The 19630-nt window shown below is 55.9% G+C and carries 18 protein-coding genes; 14 read left to right on the top strand and 4 right to left on the bottom strand.

Going from position 1 to position 19630, the window contains the following annotated elements; genetic code table 11:
* Positions 1–18: 18 nt before the first annotated feature.
* Positions 19–1848: a long-chain fatty acid--CoA ligase gene (locus tag IPN69_15080; protein ID MBK8812035.1), complete on the bottom strand. Its 1830-nt coding sequence runs from the start codon at positions 1846–1848 to the stop codon at positions 19–21.
* Positions 1849–2040: 192 nt separating this feature from the next.
* On the bottom strand, positions 2041–2490 hold the full coding sequence (locus IPN69_15075) for a response regulator transcription factor (GenBank protein ID MBK8812034.1): 450 nt from the start codon (positions 2488–2490) through the stop codon (positions 2041–2043).
* Positions 2491–2809: 319 nt separating this feature from the next.
* Here IPN69_15075 and IPN69_15070 point away from each other — a divergent pair, with 319 nt between their 5' ends.
* From IPN69_15070 to IPN69_15005, 14 genes are all read left to right on the top strand, one after another.
* Positions 2810–3232 (top strand): Rrf2 family transcriptional regulator, encoded by a 423-nt coding sequence (locus tag IPN69_15070; GenBank protein MBK8812033.1) that lies wholly within the window; start codon positions 2810–2812, stop codon positions 3230–3232.
* A 109-nt stretch (positions 3233–3341) separates the two neighbouring features.
* Complete coding sequence (locus IPN69_15065; protein ID MBK8812032.1) at positions 3342–3533, top strand: hypothetical protein; 192 nt, start codon at positions 3342–3344, stop codon at positions 3531–3533.
* Complete coding sequence (locus IPN69_15060; GenBank protein ID MBK8812031.1) at positions 3517–3999, top strand: Rieske (2Fe-2S) protein; 483 nt, start codon at positions 3517–3519, stop codon at positions 3997–3999. Before IPN69_15065 ends, IPN69_15060 begins: the two co-directional genes overlap by 17 nt.
* A 93-nt stretch (positions 4000–4092) precedes the next feature.
* On the top strand, positions 4093–5382 hold the full coding sequence (locus IPN69_15055; GenBank protein ID MBK8812030.1) for a cytochrome b N-terminal domain-containing protein: 1290 nt from the start codon (positions 4093–4095) through the stop codon (positions 5380–5382).
* 25 nt (positions 5383–5407) lie between these two features.
* Complete coding sequence (locus tag IPN69_15050; protein ID MBK8812029.1) at positions 5408–7246, top strand: c-type cytochrome; 1839 nt, start codon at positions 5408–5410, stop codon at positions 7244–7246.
* 117 nt (positions 7247–7363) lie between these two features.
* Positions 7364–8797 (top strand): cbb3-type cytochrome c oxidase subunit I, encoded by a 1434-nt coding sequence (locus tag IPN69_15045; GenBank protein ID MBK8812028.1) that lies wholly within the window; start codon positions 7364–7366, stop codon positions 8795–8797.
* Between the two features lie 21 nt (positions 8798–8818).
* A complete protein-coding gene (locus tag IPN69_15040; GenBank protein MBK8812027.1) occupies positions 8819–9388 on the top strand; it encodes a cbb3-type cytochrome c oxidase subunit II in 570 nt (189 codons plus the stop codon).
* Positions 9389–9466: 78 nt separating this feature from the next.
* Positions 9467–9658 carry a hypothetical protein gene (locus IPN69_15035; GenBank protein MBK8812026.1) on the top strand — a complete coding sequence of 64 codons (192 nt, stop codon included), beginning with the start codon at positions 9467–9469 and terminating at the stop codon, positions 9656–9658.
* Complete coding sequence (locus IPN69_15030; GenBank protein ID MBK8812025.1) at positions 9633–9935, top strand: hypothetical protein; 303 nt, start codon at positions 9633–9635, stop codon at positions 9933–9935. Before IPN69_15035 ends, IPN69_15030 begins: the two co-directional genes overlap by 26 nt.
* A gap of 130 nt (positions 9936–10065) precedes the next feature.
* Positions 10066–12006, top strand: coding sequence for an FAD-dependent oxidoreductase (locus tag IPN69_15025; GenBank protein ID MBK8812024.1), 1941 nt, complete (start codon positions 10066–10068; stop codon positions 12004–12006).
* 103 nt (positions 12007–12109) lie between these two features.
* A complete protein-coding gene (locus IPN69_15020) occupies positions 12110–12829 on the top strand; it encodes a sulfite exporter TauE/SafE family protein (protein ID MBK8812023.1) in 720 nt (239 codons plus the stop codon).
* Between the two features lie 79 nt (positions 12830–12908).
* Positions 12909–14246: a 4Fe-4S binding protein gene (locus tag IPN69_15015; protein MBK8812022.1), complete on the top strand. Its 1338-nt coding sequence runs from the start codon at positions 12909–12911 to the stop codon at positions 14244–14246.
* 137 nt (positions 14247–14383) lie between these two features.
* Positions 14384–14566: a hypothetical protein gene (locus IPN69_15010; GenBank protein ID MBK8812021.1), complete on the top strand. Its 183-nt coding sequence runs from the start codon at positions 14384–14386 to the stop codon at positions 14564–14566.
* Between the two features lie 137 nt (positions 14567–14703).
* Positions 14704–17214, top strand: a complete 2511-nt coding sequence (locus tag IPN69_15005) for a heavy metal translocating P-type ATPase (GenBank protein MBK8812020.1) — start codon at positions 14704–14706, stop codon at positions 17212–17214.
* Between the two features lie 155 nt (positions 17215–17369).
* Here IPN69_15005 and IPN69_15000 read toward each other — a convergent pair whose 3' ends face one another.
* Together IPN69_15000 and IPN69_14995 are read right to left on the bottom strand one after the other, a co-directional pair.
* On the bottom strand, positions 17370–17783 hold the full coding sequence (locus IPN69_15000; protein MBK8812019.1) for a four helix bundle protein: 414 nt from the start codon (positions 17781–17783) through the stop codon (positions 17370–17372).
* Between the two features lie 145 nt (positions 17784–17928).
* Positions 17929–19497 (bottom strand): YifB family Mg chelatase-like AAA ATPase, encoded by a 1569-nt coding sequence (locus IPN69_14995; GenBank protein ID MBK8812018.1) that lies wholly within the window; start codon positions 19495–19497, stop codon positions 17929–17931.
* Between the last annotated feature and the right edge of the window lie 133 nt (positions 19498–19630).

Here is a 19630-nt window from a genome sequence, read left to right as displayed (position 1 = left end):
AGGGATGCCCGCGCTCCTTTAGCTGCCGCAGATGTCGTCGATGGCTTCTTCGTATTTTTCGTCGATGACGCTGCGCTTGATCTTGAGTGTCGGAGTCATTTCGCCGCGGTCGATCGAGAACTCGCGCGGAAGAAGGTAGACGCGTTTGACCCGCTCGTAATCGCTCAGTTCGCGGGTCAGTTCGATCGCTTCTCTCTGGACCCGTTTGACGACATACGGATTGTCGCAAAGTTCTTCGCGGCTGCCGTTGGTCGTGATGCCTTCGTCGGCGAGCGTCTGTTTCAAAGTGTCCCAGTCCGGCACGATAAGCGCGCCGACCTGTTTGCGGCCGGAACCGACGACCACCGGCTGGCCGATCAGCGGCGACTGTTTCAAAAGGCTTTCGACCTGAAGCGGAGCGACGTACTTGCCGTTTGAGAGTTTGAAAAGATCTTTCAAGCGATCCGTAATATAGAAATGGCCGTCCTCATCCTGATAACCGACGTCGCCGGTGTGATACCAGCCGTCTTCATCGATGACCTTGGCCGTTTCTTCTGGCTTGTTGTAATAGCCCTGCATCACGTTCTTGCCGCGAACCAGAACCTCGCCGTCCTTTTCTGCGATCGACATCTCGATCCCTTCGAACGGCACGCCGATCGAGCCGACCTTGTTGTTTTCGGGACGATTTGCGCAGGTGACGCAGGCTTCGGTCATTCCGTAACCCTGGAGGATCGGGATCCCGGCCGCCCAGAATGCGTACGAGAGTTTTTTCGATAACGGCGCGCCGCCCGAAACAAAGAACCGCAACGAACCGCCGACACCGTCGCGCCATTTCGAAAAGACGAGTTTGCTCGCGAGCGCGTGCTTTGCGGCAAGCACCGGAGAAATGGATTTATGCTTGTCCTTCGCCGCCCAATACTCCTGACCGACGTCGAGCGCCCACTCGAAAAGCTGGGTTTTCCAACCGCCGGCGGCCTTTCCTTTCTTTACGATCTTGTGATAGACCTGCTCGAAAAGCCGCGGTACGGCAGTCATTATCGTCGGTTTGACTTCCTGCAGATGACCGGCAAGCTGATCGAAAGCCGCGCAATAATGCACCGAAACGCCGTTGGCGCAAAGGACATAGAAGACCGTTCGTTCAAAAATGTGCGATAACGGCAGAACCGCGAGCGAACGGTCCGCTTTCGAGATCGGCAAGCCTTGGGAGATGGCGACGATGTTTGAGACGAAATTCTCGTGCGTCAGCATCACGCCTTTCGGTTCGCCCGTCGTCCCCGAAGTATAGATGATCGTCGCCAGATCTTCGGTTTTGACCTCCGCCAGAAAACGCTCGAAACTTTGCGAATCGATCTTCTCTGCTTCGACGCCTCGTTTTTCGATGTCCGACAAGAGAATCGCACGATTGTCGCTTTCGGGCAGCGGTTCGTCGTCGAAAAACACGATCTTTTCGAGCCGTTCGACGCTCTGCGCCGCGCGCTCTGCGTGCTTCCAGAGTTTCCTGCCCGAGATAAAGAGCATTTTCGCGCCCGAATCTTCAAGGATGTAACGGATCTGTTCGACGGCCTGCGTCGTGTAGATCGGAACGTTGACCGCCCGCAACGACAGAAGCGCGATATCGACGATCGACCATTCCGGACGATTCTCCGAGATGATCGCGATCTTGTCTCCGGCCCTGACGCCGAGTTCCGCCAATCCGCGGGCGACGTTCTTGATCTTATCGATCACCTCTGAGCCCGACAGATGCTCCCAAACGTCGTTGAGTTTGAAACTGAGCGCGTCCGGCTTGGCGTTGCGGCGAAAAGACTCCAGACAAAAATGCGGGATCGTCTGCGGCAGGTTCTCAAACCCGATCATATTTGCGTTAATCATCGTTCGGTAGATTCTATTAAATTAAGGGCTGATTCGGCAAAGAATCGATAATAGCATTTTTGGAGGAATTGCCGTAATGGGCAAGAAGGCGCAGCCGACCGGGTCGGAGTTAGTATCCGAACCCGTCCCTTAGGAGTGCGGAGTTCGAAAAGTCCGGGGATATCCGGTCTTTGTCAGTTTGGTCGTTTACTTTCAGATGAGTCCGGCCTGCTCGGCGCGGCGAACGGCTTCGAGCCGGGTGTGGGCGTCGAGCTTCTTGAAGATGTGCTGAATGTGATTGTTGACGGTTGTCCGGCTGATGAATAGTTCCTTCGCGATCTCGGCCGATTTGACCCCACGTGCTAGAAAGCGCAGGATCTCGATCTGACGTGTCGAAAGGTCGACAAGAGTCGTCGGCGTCCGCTTTGTTGAACGCAGCGCATCGATGTGGACCAGCGGAAGATCGGTCTCGTTGACCACAAAGTCCCGCATAAGAAGTTCGAATCGTTTGTGAAGATCGGCGGGACGCGCGATATGGATCGTGTGCGGCGCGACCGATCTCGATTCTTCGACTATCAGCACCGAAACGTTGCACCATTGAGGCCTGCCGTTCGTCCTCACCTGGATATCATAGCTCTTCAGCGGTTGACGATTCCGTGCCATCTGCCGGATCGTGCAGCTCTCGCCGCAATCGCGCCCGCATTCGTCGACACCGTGGAGAACTTCGCTGCACGTGCGGCCAAACGCGTCGGTCCCGCAAACGCCGAACAGTTCCTCGGCCGCCTTGTTCCACGCCGTGATCAAACCGTTCGGATCGAGAGCGAACGCCGCGTCCGCGGTGCCGTCGACCAGCTTTCTAATTTCGTCGAGTCTCATTGGTCAGATTAACCAAAAAAATGATGCGGAATGATTATTGTCCAACCCGCGCCTGAAAGGCAAATATTAATGCGGAGAAAAAAATCCGCATTCGAGGCATTCGCTGATGATCATCTCAAAGGCTACGGGATACGGCATCAGAGCGTTGGCTTATTTGGCAAGCCAGACGGACTTAAGGCTTTGCGGCCTCAACGAGATCGCGGTGAGCGAGAATATCCCGCCGGTCTATCTGAGAAAACTGCTCGGCGAACTTCGAAGGCATCGGATCGTTGAATCGGTCAAGGGCGTTCACGGCGGTTATCTGCTCGCCCGGCAACCTCAAAACATTACTTTGTGGGATGTTTTTACTCTGCTCGACCACGATCCGTACCTCGATGAATGCCTGCTTTGCGGTTCTCGCGACGAGAATCCGAAATGCGCGTTTTGCAAGGAATGGAAGCGGATTCGCGACGATCTGATCGGATTGTTCAAGACGAAAACGATCGCCGATTACGCGCTGGAATCACGGACGATCGATTTCTATCGTTGATTCCTTGTGAAAAGTTTCTCAGGCCCCGGGGCCTTGAACGAGTTTCAAAACACGAAGTTAAGAAGTTTAGGCGCGCTCCCCCCGAATCCGTGTCCGCGAGTCAATTTTTATGACCTTAACCTGGATCGCGATCATTGCCAGCCTGCTGATGGGCGCCGGAGCCGCATTGATCTTCATCTTTGCCGCGAAGAAGGACTATTTTCGCGATATCGAAGACGCGAAATATCAGGTTTTCTGGTCGGATGTCGAAGAATTGGTAAACGAAGTTGAGGAGGACGACAAAAATGAGCGACAAGCATAACGCTCAAGAGGAGTCGAGCGAACCCATTTCGAGGCGCAAGGTTTTGGCCTGGCTGACAAGTATGGGGTTGCTCGGATCCGGCATCGTGACGGTTTTTTCGAACCTTGTGTTCATCAAACCGCGGGCGACGTACGGTCAGCCGACAAGATTCAGCATCGGCACGCCCGACGAATATCCGCCCGGAACGCGCATCGCGCTCGGCGACCAGAAAGTTGCGATCGTCCGCGAAGGCAACAAAATGGCGGCGATCTCGATCACCTGCACGCATCTCGGATGCATCGTCGGCGTGGCTGAAACCGGATTTGCCTGTCCGTGTCACGGATCAAGGTTCGATCAGGACGGGAACGTGACGGGCGGCCCGGCGCCGAAAGCGCTGCCGTGGTACGAAGTGTCGATGGCGCCGAACGGCGAGCTGGAAGTGGACAAAGGCAAGGAAATCACCGCCGGCAAATGGTTCGCGGTCTAAACGGTAAGCCGTGAGCGGTCGGCCGTGAGCACTCATTTCCTGCAAAGAAGTTCTGCTCACTGCAAACCGCTTGCTGCTCACCGACTCAAATATATGAGCGAGAAAAAGAAAAGTATCTTAAGTTCTGTCACTGACATGCCGGCCGCGATCTGGTCGTCCGTCTTCAGAAACAATCTGCCGTATACCGATCTGGGGAGATCAAAGACGAGCTTCAACAACTTCTTTCTCCACATTCATCCGGTAAAGGTGCACAAACACACTCTGAAACCGTGGTTTACGATGGGACTCGGGCTGATCAGCCTGTTTTTGTTTCTGATACTCGTCGTCACCGGCATACTGCTGATGTTCTATTACGTGCCGTCGACGACGCAGGCGTACGACCGCATGCTCGACTTGCGCGGTTCCGTCGCGTTCGGCGTGTTTCTGCGCAATATGCATCGCTGGTCGGCGCACGGAATGGTGGCGGCCGTCTTTCTGCATATGTGCCGCGTGTTCTTTACGGGTTCGTACAAGAAGCCGCGCGAGTTCAACTGGGTGCTCGGCGTCGTTCTGTTCCTGCTGACGCTGTTCCTGAGTTTTACCGGTTATCTGCTGCCGTGGGACCAGCTCGCTTTCTGGGCGATCACGGTCGGCACCGCGATCGCCGGCTACGCGCCGGTTTTCGGGGAAGAGATCCGGTTCTTATTGCTTGGCGACACGACAGTCGGACAGGAAGCGTTGCTTCGCTTTTACGTCCTGCACGTCGCGGTGCTGCCGGTCGTGATGGTCTTGCTCATCGCGATCCATTTCTGGCGCATTCGCAAGGACGGTGGCCTTTCCCGTCCCGAAGATGCGGATATCGTTGAAACTTCAGCGGTTACGGCTCCGGCGGAACCTTCGCCGACGGAAGGAATCAACGTCATCGAGAAGAAACGTTACGGAATTCAGGGACTCGTCCGCGGACCGTTCGCCAAAGTCGGCAACGTGCCCGACAATTCGGTCTTCAGCTATCCCAATTTGCTGCTCGCGGAGCTCTTTGTTTTCATTCTCACGGTTCTCGGCGTTCTGGTGGTCTCGGCGTTCTTCGACGCGCCGCTCGAAGAAGCGGTCAACGTCCTTCATCCGCCGAATCCGGCGAAGGCGCCTTGGTACTTCCTCGGACTTCAGGAAATGGTCAGCTATTCAGCGTTCTGGGGCGGTGTCGGAATTCCGGCGATCGAGGTGCTGATACTGCTCCTCGTGCCTTATTTCGACCGCGGCCAAAAAGGCATCGGCCGGTGGTTCGCGAAGGAAAGGTTGCTGGCGAACACGCTGTTTATGACTTTCGTCGTCGTGAACATCGTGCTGATCATCATCGGAACGTTTTTCAGGGGTCAGAACTGGGAGTTTGTGTCGCCGTTCTAGGGCGAAGAGGGTTGATGATATGAAAATGCGATTATCACTGGCAATTGCAAGTTTGGCGATCCTCGTGGTTCACGGATTCGTCTTCTACCAACAGTTCTTCCATAAATGGGAAAACTACCAGACCTCCTATTTCGATCAGGCTCGGACGCTGGCAAAAACGGATGCCGAACGCGAGGCGCTCGCGGCGAGAAAGCCGAAGATCGAACAGATCATCGTGACGCAGTTCGGCAACACGCGCGTCGACCGCTGCACAACGTGTCACATCGGCTCGGACGACCCGCGTTTCAAAGACGCGCCGCATCCCTACAAGGCGCACCCGTATTCGGAAGCGCTCGGCGACAAGGAAGTCGGCGGCAAATGGGAGCGACGCCACAAGTTTTCGGACATTGGATGCACGGTCTGTCACGACGGCCAGGGACGCGGTCTGCAGGAGTTCTATGCCCACGGCGAGGATGAGTTCTGGACCGAACCGATGCTCGGCTATGTCGCGCAGGAAAACTGGAAGCCCGAATACAAGGAAAAGCTGAAGGGCAAGGAGTTTATGGAGGCCAACTGCGCGCAGTGCCATACCGAAAAGAACTTCAAATCGACGCCGACGGTCAACAAGGGTCGCGAACTGTTCCTTACCAAGAACTGTTATGGTTGTCACCGCATCGAGGGAATCTCGAACGGAACGCTCGGTCCGGACCTTACGGACGTCGGCAAGAAATGGAATCTCAACTACCTTCACGAATCGGTCGTCGATCCGCGGGCCAACAGCGCGACTTCGTTTATGCCGCGCTTCAACGTGACCGACGACGAGGTCAAAGCGCTCGTCGTCTTCCTTAAGAGCCGCCGCGGATTCAACTACGCGGAAACGACGCTCGACCGCTATCGCGCGACGCTGAACAAGTCGCAGCCGGCGCAGCAGTCGTCGCCCGCTCCGAACGGGACCGCGACGACAACGCAGATCGCCGCCGATTCGCTGAAGTTTGGCGAACAGTTGGTCAACGAAAAGGCGTGCGCGGCGTGCCACAAGATCGGCGACAAGGACGGCGCGATTGCTCCTGACCTCTCTTTCGAGGGATTGCTGAAGGACGACAAATGGATCGTCGCCCACTTCAAGGATCCCCGCGCGTTGGTTCCCGATTCGATAATGCCGACGTTCGGTTTCACCGATCCTGAATTTCAGGCGATGAGCGCATATCTCGTTTCTCTAAACAAACCGCCGCCGATCGGAAACGCACAGGAGACATATCAAAACCTTTGTATGCGCTGCCACGGCGACAAGGGCGACGGCCACGGAATGATCGCGACCTACCTCGATCCGTACCCGCGCGACTTCACGAACGTCGGATTTATGAACAGCAAACCGGAGGACCGGTTAGTCAGTTCGATCAAAAACGGCGTCGGCGGCACCTCGATGCCGGCCTGGGGAAAGGTTTTGAACGACGAGCAGATCAAAGGCGTTCTCGCCTATATCAACGAGAATTTTACCAAGGAGAAACGCTCCGAGATCAAGGCCCGGAACGTTCCCGATCAAAATCCGGTGCCGATGTCGGCCGAATCCGTCGCCCGCGGGGAAGGCATTTATGTGCAGCGCTGTACCGGATGTCACGGCCGCAAAGCCGACGGTAAGGGCGCGAACTCGCTGGACATCCTGCCGCGTCCGCGCAATTTGCTGAATTTTACGTTCGTCAATCAATCGACCGACCGCCGTTTGTTCGAATCGATAATGTACGGCGTTCAGGGGACGGCGATGCCGCCGTGGATCGACTACGGGCTGACCAACAACGATGTCGGCGATCTCGTGAATTACATCAGAAGCTTGAATCAAGGCAAGAAGGACGCAGGGGCAATGAGCCTGCTGGTTAAAGGACATTGACATTTTGGATTTTCGATTTTGGATTTTGGATTTCTTGGATTTTGACTCGGGATTCGGTCTCTTTGATTGAAATCCAAAATCCGAAATCCGAAATCCGAAATCGACTTTGGAGAACTTATGCAAAAAGAAGAAACAATTGACGCCCGCGAGATTCCGGTCTCAGCGGCGGCAAAGAACACGGAATCGATTCACGAAGATCTGACCGCGAAGCTGTTTTTGCTCAGTTCGGTCACTTATTTCGTGATCGTCGGAGTCGTTGCGCTCGTGATCGCGGCGAAATTCGTGATGCCGACGTTCCTCGGGACGATCCCGCAACTTACATACGGACGTATGCGGCCGCTGCACGTTAACGGAATGTTGTTCGGCTGGCTGCTGGCGTGCGATATGGCGCTGATGTACTACGTCGTTCCGCGGCTTTGCGGCGTCAAGCTCTGGAGCGAAAAACTCGGGCTCGCGACCGGAGCGCTCTGGAACCTGATCATACTGAGCGCCGTTGTCTCCTTCGTAATGGGCTGGAATCAGGGTTGGGAATACGCCGAACTTCCGATGCCGCTCGACGTTGGCGTCGTCGTCGCATGGATCATGTTCGGCGCGAACATCTTTTTGACGATCGCGAACCGCAAATACAAGGCGATGTACGTCACGCTCTGGTATGCGATGGGAACGATCGTCTGGACGGCTTTCGTCTATCTCACCGGCAATTTCGCGACGCTCTTCACGACCGGAGTCAATCAGGCGAACCTGAACTGGATGTACGTTCACAACGCCGTCGGCCTTATCTTCACACCGGTCGGACTCGCGATCGCCTACTACTTCATCCCGAAAGCTTCGAACACGCCGCTTTACAGCCATAAGCTCTCGATGATCGGTTTTTGGTCGCTGGCCTTCGTCTATGTCTGGACCGGCGCGCACCATATGATCCACGGACCGATATCGCAATGGCTGCAAACGATCACCGTCGTTTTCTCGGTAATGCTCCTGATCCCGGTCTGGGCGGCGGTCTACAATTTCTTCGCAACGATGAAGGGCCAATGGCACCAGCTCCGCGACAACGTCGCGCTCAAATTCCTGATGTCGGGTGTCGTCTTTTACTTGCTGACGTGTTTTCAGGGACCGATGCACAGTCTTCACGTCGTCAACGCGATCGTTTCCAAGACCGACTGGATCCCGGGTCACGCGCATATGGCGGTGCTCGGAGCCTTTTCGTTCTTCGCCATCGCCGGAACTTATTATATGGTTCCGCGAGTTTTCAAGACGGAACTCTACTCAAATGCGCTTGCGAACTGGAGTTTCTGGCTGCTGCTGATCGGCGGACTCGGGTTCTTCGTGACGCTGTGGCTCGGCGGATTCTGGCAGGGCTGGCAGTGGAACAATCCGGCAATTCCATTCATCGACACAGTTGTCGCTTTGAAACCGGTCTGGTCGGTCCGGCTCGCTTCGGGCTTCCTGATGTTCGGCGGTATCGTCGCCTTCGCCTACAACATCTTGGCGACCGTGCTCGGCGCGAAAGGATCGGGTATTGAAACACAAACCGCGACGGCTTCGGCTTAATGATCGCATTTGGAGGAAACTATGTTACAGAAAGCTGATTATGACGCTGCATTCTTCGTCGCCGCCGCGCTCGTCCTTTTCTTCATCGGCGGACTCTTGACGACGGTCGTCCCGCCGCTGATTGACGCGAGCTGGTCGAAACCGTTCGAAAACACCGATCCGGCCAACGGCCCGACGGGAAAACTTCGCAAGCTTACGGAGCAGGAACTCGCGGGACGCGCGATCTATGTCCGGGAAGGCTGCTGGTACTGCCATACGCAACAGACCAGAACGCTTCTGGCCGACACGAAACGGTCGGGCTGGCGCGGGGTTGACGCGCCGATCTCGACACCGGACGAATTCGTTTACGACAATCCGCATCTGTTCGGCACGAAACGGACCGGTCCGGACCTATCGCGCGTCGGCGGAAAGTACAACGATCAATGGCATCGCGCGCATTTTCGTAATCCGGCCGATCTCGTTCCGGGTTCGATAATGCCGCCGTTCCCCTGGATCGCGAACGACGAAAAGGAATTCAAGTCGCTCGTCGCATATATGCAGACGCTCGGCCGTGCCAAGGACTGGCGGCCGGACAATGATTATGAGAAGTAAGCGGGAAGCAGTAAGCGGTGAGCAGAAGAAACTGTTCATTGCTTTCTGCTCACCGCTCCCGGCTCACTGATTACTCTTATGGACTACACATATCCAAGCGTTTACTTCGCGTATTTCTTTTTCTTCATCGTCGCCGCGGGTGCTCTCTATTTCTTCTTTCGGAGCTATCGCGACGGTTACTGGGGAAAAGACGCTGAGGACGTGAAATATCGAATGCTCGAAGACGATGATCTCGGAGGCGAAAATGGACGAAAACAAAGAGAACAATGAACTGAAAGAATACGCGGACGGTTGGATAACCGAACGCAAAGGCACCGACGCGCCGGTTTTCCTGAAAGCGGCGTTCGTGATCATTCCGCTCGGAGCGCTGACCTATTTCTTCGTTTATATGAACGGCGAGACGTTTCACTCGGATCGCGGGCCACTGGTCCAGGCGTTCAACAAGGCAACCGGAACAGCCAACGGGTTTATGTATTTCGTCGGCGCTTTGATCGTTATTTACGCGATCATTTTGGTCGCGTTCGCGTTCAAGAAATTCAAGGACTGAGGTCATTTGCGATTTTCAATTTGCGATTTGCGATCGTTGCATTGCTTGGCTCTGATTGATCGCCGAGGATTCATCGATCGCGAATCGCGGACCGGAATCTCAATCGAAAATTGCAAATCGGAAATCGAAAATGAATAACGATACTCTGAATTTTGAAGTCGCTGACCAAAAGGACGCCGATTACTGGATGAAAATGGTCAAGTGCCAGGATGCGTGCCCGGTTCACACGGACGCTTGCGGGTACGTAACCGCGATCGCCGAGGGCCGCGATCTTGACGCTTACAAGATCGCGCGCGCGACGAACCCGTTCGCATCCATTTGCGGACGCGTCTGCGGCGCCCCGTGCGAGGCGAACTGCCGCCGCGGGTCGCTCGACACGCCGATCACGATTCGCGCGCTGAAGCGCTTCGTCAACGAGAAATACGGCCCGGAATCCGGCGACTTCACCTACTATCGCGAAGGCTGCAACACGAAAATGCTGCCGCCTGAACAAGGCGAAGGCGAGTCGGTCGCCATTGTCGGCGCCGGCGTCGCCGGACTGACCGTCGCCCACGATCTCGTCCAACTCGGATACAAAGTAACCGTCTTCGAAGCTTACGACGAACCGGGCGGAATGCTGACGGCAGGTGTGCCGATCTATCGACTGCCGCGCGAACTCGTTCGGGCCGAAATCGATGCCATCCTCTCGGTGGGCGTCGAACTGAAATGCAATCAGCGTCTCGGGCGGGATTTCACCATCGACGGATTGCGAAAGGACGGCTACAAGGCGATCTTTCTCGGCATTGGACTCCAGAAAGGCCGAAAGATTCCGATTGGCGGCGCGGATCTGCCGCAGGTCTTTGACGGACTCGATTTTTTGCGCGCCTTCAACGAAGGCAAGCCGATGGAACTCGGGCGACGGATCGTCGTCATCGGTGGCGGAAACGTCGCTTTCGACGTCGCGCGTTCGGCGGTCCGGCCCTTAAAGGTTCCGATGGCCGACGCCGCTTCGGATATGGAACGCACGGAACGTATCGCCTACGATGTCGCGCGTTCCGCGCTCCGTTTGAGCGGCGACAAGGAAGTTCACATTGTCTGCCTCGAAAAACGAAGTGAGATGCCGGCCGACGAGATCGAGATCGACGAAGGCGAAGAAGAAGGAATCAAACTGCACGCCGAACGCGGCCCGCGGCTGATCCTTGACGAAGAAGGCTATGTCACCGGTCTGCGCACCGTAAAATGCCTGTCGGTCTTCGATGAAAACGGCCGCTTCAGCCCTGTGTACGACGAGGATTACGTCGAGGACATTCCGGCCGACACGATAATGTTCGCCATCGGGCAGCAATCAGATCTCAGTTTCTTGCAGCCCGCCGACGGAGTCGATGTCGAAAACGGTTTGATCAAGGTCGATCCCGACACGTATCAAACGACCGCGCCCGATGTTTTCGCGTGCGGCGACGTCGCCCACGGGCCCCGGCTTTTCATCCACGCAATCGCCTCGGCGCAGATCGCCGCGCGATCGATGCACGATTATCTTCGCGGCACGCGAACCGACGTCGTTGTCCGCAAAAATTGGTCGCCGGCGAACTACACGATGGTCGAAGGCTGGGATCAATTGCGGCGCAAACTTCCGCCGGCGCTTGATAGCGAGAAACGCGCGTCTTCGAACGAGATCGTCGAGATCAACTACAGCGAATCCGAAGCCCGAAAACAAGCGTCCCGTTGCCTGAGGTGCAACGTCAACACCGTTTTCGACACCTCGATTTGCATCGCCTGCAACGGCTGCGTCGACGTTTGTCCGGAGAATCTGATCAAACTCGTCGGGCTCAATCAGGTGCGTTCGGATCGCGGCCTGATGCAGATCGCTTCCCATTCGCTCGGCATAACCGAAGCGGATCTCGCGGTTTACACCAACGAGGAGTTGGCTGAACTCGGCGGGATTATGATCAAGGACGAATCGACTTGTATTCGCTGTGCGATGTGCGCGTCGCGTTGTCCGACGCACGCCATCGAAATGAAGCAGTTCAACTACAAGCGGGAATGCGTGACAATTCACGCTCGGAATCCGAAGATCAAGTACAACAGTGCATAGTTGATAGTGCATAGCGGCTCGGCCGTCACATTCTGCACTCTGCACTCTGCACTTTGCACTGTGCAGACTGCGAAGTTTTTCGCAGTTATGCGGTCCGATTACAATGAACGTTTGGGAGCTTTACGTTATTTTCGCGCTCGGGTTGGTCAGCAGTCTGCACTGTGTTTCGATGTGCGGGCCGATCGTTTTATCCTATAGCCTGCCGCTCGGATCAAAGCGATTCCCGGAACAGATTCTGGCGCATCTGTTGTACAACGCCGGCCGGATCCTGACATATGCACTGCTCGGAGCGCTGGCCGGACTCGCCGGCGGAACCGTCGGGTTTGTTGGTCAATTGGCCGGAATTGAGAACGTCGCGGCGATCGTCGCGGGCGGCCTAATGGTCATCGCCGGCGTCATAATGCTCGACCTGATCCCAAGCAAAAGGCTCCAAAAGCTCAATCCGTTGCTCTATACCTCGCGTCTGTTGCGTCCGCTATCAAAACTCTTTTCGTCGACCGCCATCGGCAGCAAATTCCCGCTCGGTATAATGCTCGGATTCCTTCCCTGCGGACTTATTTATGCCGCCTTGTTGAAATCGCTGGCAACAGGCACGGCGTTTGCAGGAGCTGTTACTATGATGGCATTCGGACTCGGAACCGCAGCCTCGCTCCTTGGCATCGGAATCTTCTCTTCGGCCTTCAGCATCAAACTCAGCCGTTGGGGAAGCCGATTCGCTGCCGTGAGCGTTCTTCTTTTGGGACTGTTTATGGTTTCGCGCGGCGTGATGCCGATGATGAAGGCGCCGGTCGCGAATGAAGAAGTTCCGGCCTGCCATCGCTGATTTCCTTGATTTAGCTTGGAGCGCCGCCTGAAGGCGGAACTCCGAACTTGGGCCGCCTGAAGGCGGAACTCCGAACTTTATGTTAGTCGATACAGAAGCGCCGAAGGTCAGGAAGAAACTTCCGGTAGTCAACAAGAACTTCCAACTCGAAAAATACAACTGGCATCGCGTCCGGCGGATCGTCCATCTGTTGTGCTTTCTCGTTTTCGTCTCGCTTCCCTTTTTCAATGTGATGCGGTTCGACATTCCAAGGCAGCGCTTCTACATCTTCGGAAACGAGTTATGGATCAACGAATTCGGTATCATTTTCTTCTCGATGCTCTTTCTGATGTTTGTCGTCGCGGCGATCTCGATGCTCTACGGGCGCGTCTATTGCGGTTATCTTTGCCCGCAAATGATCTTCAGCGAAGCCTCGATCAACCTCGAAGAACGCGTCAGGACATTCATTAACAAGCACTTCGCGAAGCGGTCGCAAAACGTGCGCGCGTGGATGGGTCGAATCGCGGTCTACACCGTGCTCGGACTCGGGTCGGTCTTTCTGGCGTTCGTATTCATCGCATATTTCGTCGAGCCGCGTGATCTTTTCGGCCGTTTGATTTCGCTCGACCTCGTGACCGCCGGCGGCTTTGCCGGCGCGGTCGTGACACTGATCACTTTTGCCGATTTTGCGTTTCTCAGGCAGAAGTTTTGCACTACGGTCTGCCCTTACGGCTATCTTCAGGGGATCCTCGGCGACAACCACACGCTCGTCGTTCAATATCGCGATCCGGAACAGATCTGCGTCGAATGCAAGAAATGCGTTCGCGTCTGCCATATGGGAATCGATATCCGCGACTCGCCGTATCAGATCGAATGCATCCACTGCGGCGAATGCGTCGATGCCTGCAAACTCATAATGGGGAAATTCGGAAAGGATACGCTGATCCACTATGCCTGGGGCGAAAAGGGAGAACTTCTCGGCGACAAGAAGATGAAATGGTATCAGCGGATCGGTGTCCGCGACATCAAACGCGTCGCCGTTTTCGCGATCATCCTGATCTACGGCGCGAGCCTCGCGGTCGCGCTTTCGATGAGGCACAACGTTCTCGTTCAGATCGCTCCCAACCGTGCGACGCTTTATCGCCTTGGCGATGACGGCCGGGTTTTCAACACATTCCGGATGACGCTCGCGAACCGCGGGACGGAGGACGCCACCATCACGCTTTCGATGAACCTTCCGGAAGCCCGATTCGAACTGGAAGCGCCGGAATTTACGCTCAAAGCCGGCGAGGAGCTTAAGCGAGAGTTCGAGATCTCGGTTCCCGCAAAGGGTTTGCCTCAGGAGATCAACCATTTCGAGATCAGAAGCAACGCCCGGCCGGACGCGACCGAAGACGTTTTCGAACAGACTTTCGTGATGCCGGTTGAGCGAAAATAGGCGGATTTGCGGCGGGCCGCTTGCGTTCATAAACTGTAACTGCGGCGGCAGTTGTGTTTTCCCGCCAGAGCGCGAGTCTTGAGAGTCATTGATTTTCGGCGGATCGGCGGCTATTGTGAATACGGAATTTGAATCTTATGAAAGCAAAAATCGTTAGTTTTTGGAGCGAGCGGCAGGGTCACATTCTGCAGATCGTCCTCGCTGCCATCTTTATTTTGTTCATCGCGATCATGATCGGAGTCTATGTAATCGCGAAGCGCGCGAATCCGATCCTGCTTGACGAAAAGGGACAGCCAAAATACACGCAAAGCGGTTCTTAAGTATCTTGATTGACGTATGGGAGTCAGTCGGAATTCCCGCCACGGTTCGCGCGGGTTCCTGCGGCTTCGCGATTCCCTGCGAACAATGATCCACGAAGCTGCAACAAATCGAACGAAACCGGACTTCCTCTGAACCTATGGTCTCAAACGGCGAAAATCAGTGCGATCTGTGCGGTCTGAGCGTCGGGCGGCATCCGTTCGAGCAGAATTTCGATGACGGACCGAAAGAGTTTTGCTGTCTCGGCTGCCTCAACGTCTACACTATTCTGCTCGAAAGCGGCGTCGTCGCGAGTGGTCAGGATCTGCGCGACAGCGATGTCTTCAAGAAGAGCCTCGCGCTCGGGCTGATCTCGAACCGCGAAGAATCCGAACCCGAAAACAAGATTCCTGATGACGCGCCAACCAAAGAGACGCTGCTTCACGTTTCCGGAATGTGGTGCTCGGCGTGTTCCTGGCTCATCGAACACAGTCTGCGGCGCGAACGGGGCGTCGTTTCCGCCGACGCGTTCTTCGCCTCCGACCTCGTCAAGGTCAAGTACTGTCCGCAATACCTTCCGCCGGAACGCATTCGTTCCCGCATCGAGCAACTTGGCTACACCGCGAGCGAGTTCGATCCTGACAACGAGCGCGCGAGCGCCGAAAAACGCGACCTCGTCCTGCGCATCGGCGTCGCCGGGTTCCTTTGGCTGAACATTATGACGCTCAGCGTTCCGCTGTACGTCGGCTATTTTCAGGAGATCTCGCCGAGCGTCCGCTTTCTTTTTCCGTTTATCCTGATGATTCTCGGGGCGCCCGTCATCTTCTACTCCGCAAAACCGATTCTGAATCTGGCGTGGACTGGGCTTCTGAACAAAACGATCCGAATGGAAACGCTGCTCGCCACCGGAATTCTGGCAGCATATATTTACAGCTCGATCCAGGCGTTTCGCGGTGAAACGCTCGTCTATTTCGATACCGCCGCGGCCATCGTAACGCTCGTCCTGCTCGGCAAGATGATGGAAAAGGGCGCGAAAGAGCGAACAACCCGCGCGATATCGATGCTGTATCGATTGATGCCGAAAAAAGTCAGGCTCTTCAACGATGGCGCCGAGCGCTTCGTCTCGATCGACGCGCTCAGCGAATCAGATATTTTCGTCGTCAAAGCCGGTGAGCGCGTTCCGGCCGACGGGATCGTCACCGACGGCGAATCCCACGCAGACGAATCGTTGCTCACCGGCGAATCGAATCCGATCTCCAAGTCTCTCGGCAGCGCGGTCGTTTCGGGCAGTCTCAACGTCGGAAACGTCCTTCGCGTCCGCGCGACAAAGGTCGGGCCGGACACGACGCTAGCGCAGATCATCTCGCTTGTCGAAAGCGCCGTCAGCAGCCGTTCGGATCTCGAACGCACCGTCGATAAGGTCTCGCGGGTTTTCGTTCCGAGCGTGATACTCGTCGCGATCCTGACCTTTGCGATCTGTTTCGGCTTCGGTTTCACGAGCGTCGACGAAGCGCTGATGCGCGCGATCACGATCCTCGTCATCGCCTGTCCCTGCGCACTCGGACTTGCGACGCCCCTGGCGATCACGGCGGCGGTCGGGACGGCTTCGCGAAACGGGATCCTGGTCAGCGACAGCAGCGTCCTCGAAAAGATCCGGACCCTCGATGCGGTTGTCTTTGATAAGACCGGAACGATCACCGAAGGCCGCTTCGATCTCGTCGATCATATGCTCGCGGCGGAAGGATCGGTTGCGGCAACCGCAGATTCAACAGGCCTTTCGATCGCGCCGCCGCGATTTGAGACTGAGTTTCTGCCGCTCATTGCCGCGCTCGAACGATTTTCCGAACATCCGCTCAGCAAGGCCGTCGTCGCTTTTGCGGAGAACAGTTCAACGGCCATTGGCGACGCTTCCGACATTGATATTCGCAAAGGATCCGGCATAATCGGCCGCGTCGGCGACGCCGAGGTTTTCGTTGGAAATGAACGGCTCTTGGCAGATCTTGGATTGAAATTGCCCGCGAACTTGAGGGAGAAAGCCGACGCCTGGGAATCGGCTGGCCGAACCGTAGCTTATTTCGGCGCGAACGCCGAGGTCGCGGGCGCGCTCGCGTTTGGCGATACAATCAAACCGGAGGCGAAAATGCTCGTCGCCGAACTCAAGAAACGCGGCGTCCGTTCGATAATCGTCTCGGGAGACGCTGCCGCGACGACGGCTTTTGTCGCGCGCGAGGTCGGTGCCGACGATTTTCAGGCCGGCGCGTTGCCCGAAGACAAGACCCGCGCGGTCGAGCAATTGCAGTCGAAGGGATTGAAAGTGGCGATGATCGGCGACGGAATCAATGACGCACCGGCGCTTGCCCAGGCCGATCTCGGCATCGCGATGGGCTCAGGGACGGACATCGCAATGAAGGCGGCGGACATTGTTTTGATGGGCGATTCACTCCGCAAAATGCTCGATGTTTTCGATCTGTCCGCAAAAACGCGCCGCATCGTACGCCAGAACCTTTTCTGGGCTTTCTTCTACAACACGCTCGGAATGAGCCTCGCCATCACGGGAATCCTGAACCCGATCGCCGCCGCCGGCGCGATGTTCCTGTCGAGTTTTTCGGTCATCGGGAATTCGATGCGGCTGTCGCAAGGCAAAAGGGAAAAGGGAAAAGGGAAAAGTTGAAGGGCAAAGGGCAAAAGGGAAAAGGCGAAAGTTAAAAGGCAAAGGGCAAAAGGGAAAAGGCAAAGGGCAAAGGGGAAAAGGGAAAAGGGAAAAGGCGAAAGTTAAAAGGCAAAGGGCAAAAGGCAATCGGGATTAGTTGAAGGCGAGACCGATGGTCAACTGGATGACCGTTGTTTCGCATTAACGATGATTTTTCCGATAATCAGCGCGAGTTCCCAAAACTCGTCTCGCAACCTCTCGACACTTGTTTTAACCCGACCTTGAAAATCAGCGGTTTCCAAAATCAAGCGGAGCCAATACCGCGACTCTCTTGCTTCTTTTAAGGAGATTGAGTTTTTGTGAACGAAGTCGGATTTGCTTTGGCCGGCTTGAGCCTCCTCAAGGTTTGCGCCGATGGAGGTTCCCGCCCTGAGCAACTGATTGGTCACGGCTCGCGGAACCTCAGAAGTTTTTTCCAAATACCGGCATAGCCGAACGATGTCAGCCGCGAATTGGTACGACCTTTCTCGGATATCAGCACTTGCGCCACCCCGATCTTGAATTCTAAGTTGCAATTGATATTCGTCCATCTAAAAATCCCCCAGTTTGTATTTATCTAAATCTTCCCTTTTTCCCTTTTCCCTTTTCCCTTTGCCTTCTGCCTTTTCCCTTTTCCCTTTTTCCCTTTTCCCTTTTGCCCTTTGCCTTCTGCCTTTCCCCTTTTCCCTTTTCCCTTCACGTCCAGTAATTTCGGTCCAACGATCTGTAGTTGATCGCCTCCGAAATGTGGTCTGGTTTTATATTCTGACTCGCCTCGAGATCGGCGATCGTGCGGGCCACTTTGAGTATGCGGTCGTGAGCGCGGGCGGAAAGTCCTTGCTTGAGCATTGCGCGCTCCAGCAGACCCTCGCTTTCGTTGTCGAGAGAGCAATGTTTGCGGATCATAGCCGACGACATTGCCGAATTCGAAAAAACCGACTCGCCGGCGAGGCGTTCGATCTGGATCCGCCGGGCCGCGATGACGCGTTTGCGGATCGACTCCGACGGCTCGCCCGGCGCGACGCCCTTGCCGCGAAGCTCCTTGAAGTTGACCGCCGGAACGTCGATATGGATATCGATGCGGTCCATCAGCGGTCCCGAGATCCGTCCGACGTACCTTTGAATGAAGATCGGAGAGCATTTGCACTCGCGATTAGAACCGAAGTAACCGCACGGGCACGGGTTCATCGACGCGACGAGCATAAAGTTCGAAGGAAAGGTCAAACTTGTCGAAGCGCGCGAGATCGTGACCTGCTTGTCTTCCATCGGCTGCCGGAGAACTTCGAGAACGTTGCGTTCGAATTCCGGGAGTTCATCCAGAAACAAAACTCCGAGATGCGCGAGGCTGACCTCACCGGGCCGGGGGATCGACCCGCCGCCGATCAGTCCCGCCTGCGAGACCGTGTGATGCGGGTTCTTGAACGGCCGGTCGGTGATCAGTCCGGATTTCCCTGTCAAGCCGACGACCGAGTGGATCTTCGTGATCTCGAGCGCTTCCTCGAACTCGAGCGGCGGAAGTATCGTCGGCAGGCGCTTCGCGAGCATCGTCTTTCCGGACCCGGGCGAACCGATCATCAGAATGTTATGGCCGCCCGCGCTCGCGACCTCGAGCGCGCGTTTGGCCGACGTCTGTCCCCGTACCTCGGAGAAGTCGACGCGATACTTTCCGGCGTCGTTGATCAATTGTTCGATGTCGGGTTTCAAGGGCTGAACTTCGGTTTCGCGCCCGGAATCGATCCCACGGGCGATCTCCACCGCCTGTCGAAGGTCGCGGGCCGGAAAGACGCTGATGCCGCTGACGACGGCCGCTTCCGTCGCATTCTCTTCGGGCAGGATCAGATTCCGTAGACCGTTCTCGCGGCAGCGCAACGCGATCGAAAGCGCGCCGCGCACCGGGCGAATCCGGCCGTCGAGCGAGAGTTCGCCGATGCTTAGCGTATCCGTGAGCGCCGCACCTTTGCCGAGATCGCCGTTCGCGCCGAGGATTGCGAGCGCGATCGGCAGGTCGAAGCTCGCTCCGACCTTGCGCACGTCGGCCGGCGCCAGGTTCACTGTCATTTTGTGATACGGAAAGAAGAACGAACTGTTGACGATCGCCGCCCGGATCCGTTCGCGCGATTCACGTATCGCCGTATCGGGCAGTCCGACGATCAGAACGTTCGGAGTCGTGTCATTTTCACCTTTCGGAAGAGTTAGATTGACCTCGATGTCAACGATAAGCGCGTCGATCCCATAGACCGCCGCTGATTGAGTATGAAAGAGCATAGTGAGTTTCCTTTTTATGTGAGTTGAGTTTGAGCATTTTGAAATTTATAACAAAAAATCCGGAGTTTGTCAGTTCTTTCATCCGCTCTTTCATCCGCTTTCATCCTCGACAAATTGAGCCTCGAATCTGACC

The sequence above is a fragment of the Acidobacteriota bacterium genome (genome assembly GCA_016715115.1).
Lineage (GTDB): Bacteria > Acidobacteriota > Blastocatellia > Pyrinomonadales > Pyrinomonadaceae > JAFDVJ01.
The sequence above is the reverse complement of the archived record's forward strand: the minus strand, read 5'-3'. Positions and strand labels throughout refer to the sequence as shown.

What these genes read in the sequence shown, in the direction of transcription:
- IPN69_15040 (MBK8812027.1), top strand. Translation starts at nt 8,819, where the DNA reads ATGTTACAGAAAGCTGATTATGACGCTGCATTCTTCGTCGCCGCCGCG.
- IPN69_15075 (MBK8812034.1), bottom strand. Translation starts at nt 2,490, where the DNA reads ATGGCACGGAATCGTCAACCGCTGAAGAGCTATGATATCCAGGTGAGG.
- IPN69_15055 (MBK8812030.1), top strand. Translation starts at nt 4,093, where the DNA reads ATGAGCGAGAAAAAGAAAAGTATCTTAAGTTCTGTCACTGACATGCCG.
- IPN69_15000 (MBK8812019.1), bottom strand. Translation starts at nt 17,783, where the DNA reads ATGGACGAATATCAATTGCAACTTAGAATTCAAGATCGGGGTGGCGCA.
- IPN69_15045 (MBK8812028.1), top strand. Translation starts at nt 7,364, where the DNA reads ATGCAAAAAGAAGAAACAATTGACGCCCGCGAGATTCCGGTCTCAGCG.
- IPN69_15080 (MBK8812035.1), bottom strand. Translation starts at nt 1,848, where the DNA reads ATGATTAACGCAAATATGATCGGGTTTGAGAACCTGCCGCAGACGATC.
- IPN69_15030 (MBK8812025.1), top strand. Translation starts at nt 9,633, where the DNA reads ATGGACGAAAACAAAGAGAACAATGAACTGAAAGAATACGCGGACGGT.
- IPN69_15025 (MBK8812024.1), top strand. Translation starts at nt 10,066, where the DNA reads ATGAATAACGATACTCTGAATTTTGAAGTCGCTGACCAAAAGGACGCC.
- IPN69_15060 (MBK8812031.1), top strand. Translation starts at nt 3,517, where the DNA reads ATGAGCGACAAGCATAACGCTCAAGAGGAGTCGAGCGAACCCATTTCG.
- IPN69_15010 (MBK8812021.1), top strand. Translation starts at nt 14,384, where the DNA reads ATGAAAGCAAAAATCGTTAGTTTTTGGAGCGAGCGGCAGGGTCACATT.
- IPN69_14995 (MBK8812018.1), bottom strand. Translation starts at nt 19,497, where the DNA reads ATGCTCTTTCATACTCAATCAGCGGCGGTCTATGGGATCGACGCGCTT.
- IPN69_15065 (MBK8812032.1), top strand. Translation starts at nt 3,342, where the DNA reads ATGACCTTAACCTGGATCGCGATCATTGCCAGCCTGCTGATGGGCGCC.
- IPN69_15050 (MBK8812029.1), top strand. Translation starts at nt 5,408, where the DNA reads ATGCGATTATCACTGGCAATTGCAAGTTTGGCGATCCTCGTGGTTCAC.
- IPN69_15070 (MBK8812033.1), top strand. Translation starts at nt 2,810, where the DNA reads ATGATCATCTCAAAGGCTACGGGATACGGCATCAGAGCGTTGGCTTAT.
- IPN69_15015 (MBK8812022.1), top strand. Translation starts at nt 12,909, where the DNA reads ATGTTAGTCGATACAGAAGCGCCGAAGGTCAGGAAGAAACTTCCGGTA.
- IPN69_15020 (MBK8812023.1), top strand. Translation starts at nt 12,110, where the DNA reads ATGAACGTTTGGGAGCTTTACGTTATTTTCGCGCTCGGGTTGGTCAGC.
- IPN69_15035 (MBK8812026.1), top strand. Translation starts at nt 9,467, where the DNA reads ATGGACTACACATATCCAAGCGTTTACTTCGCGTATTTCTTTTTCTTC.
- IPN69_15005 (MBK8812020.1), top strand. Translation starts at nt 14,704, where the DNA reads ATGGTCTCAAACGGCGAAAATCAGTGCGATCTGTGCGGTCTGAGCGTC.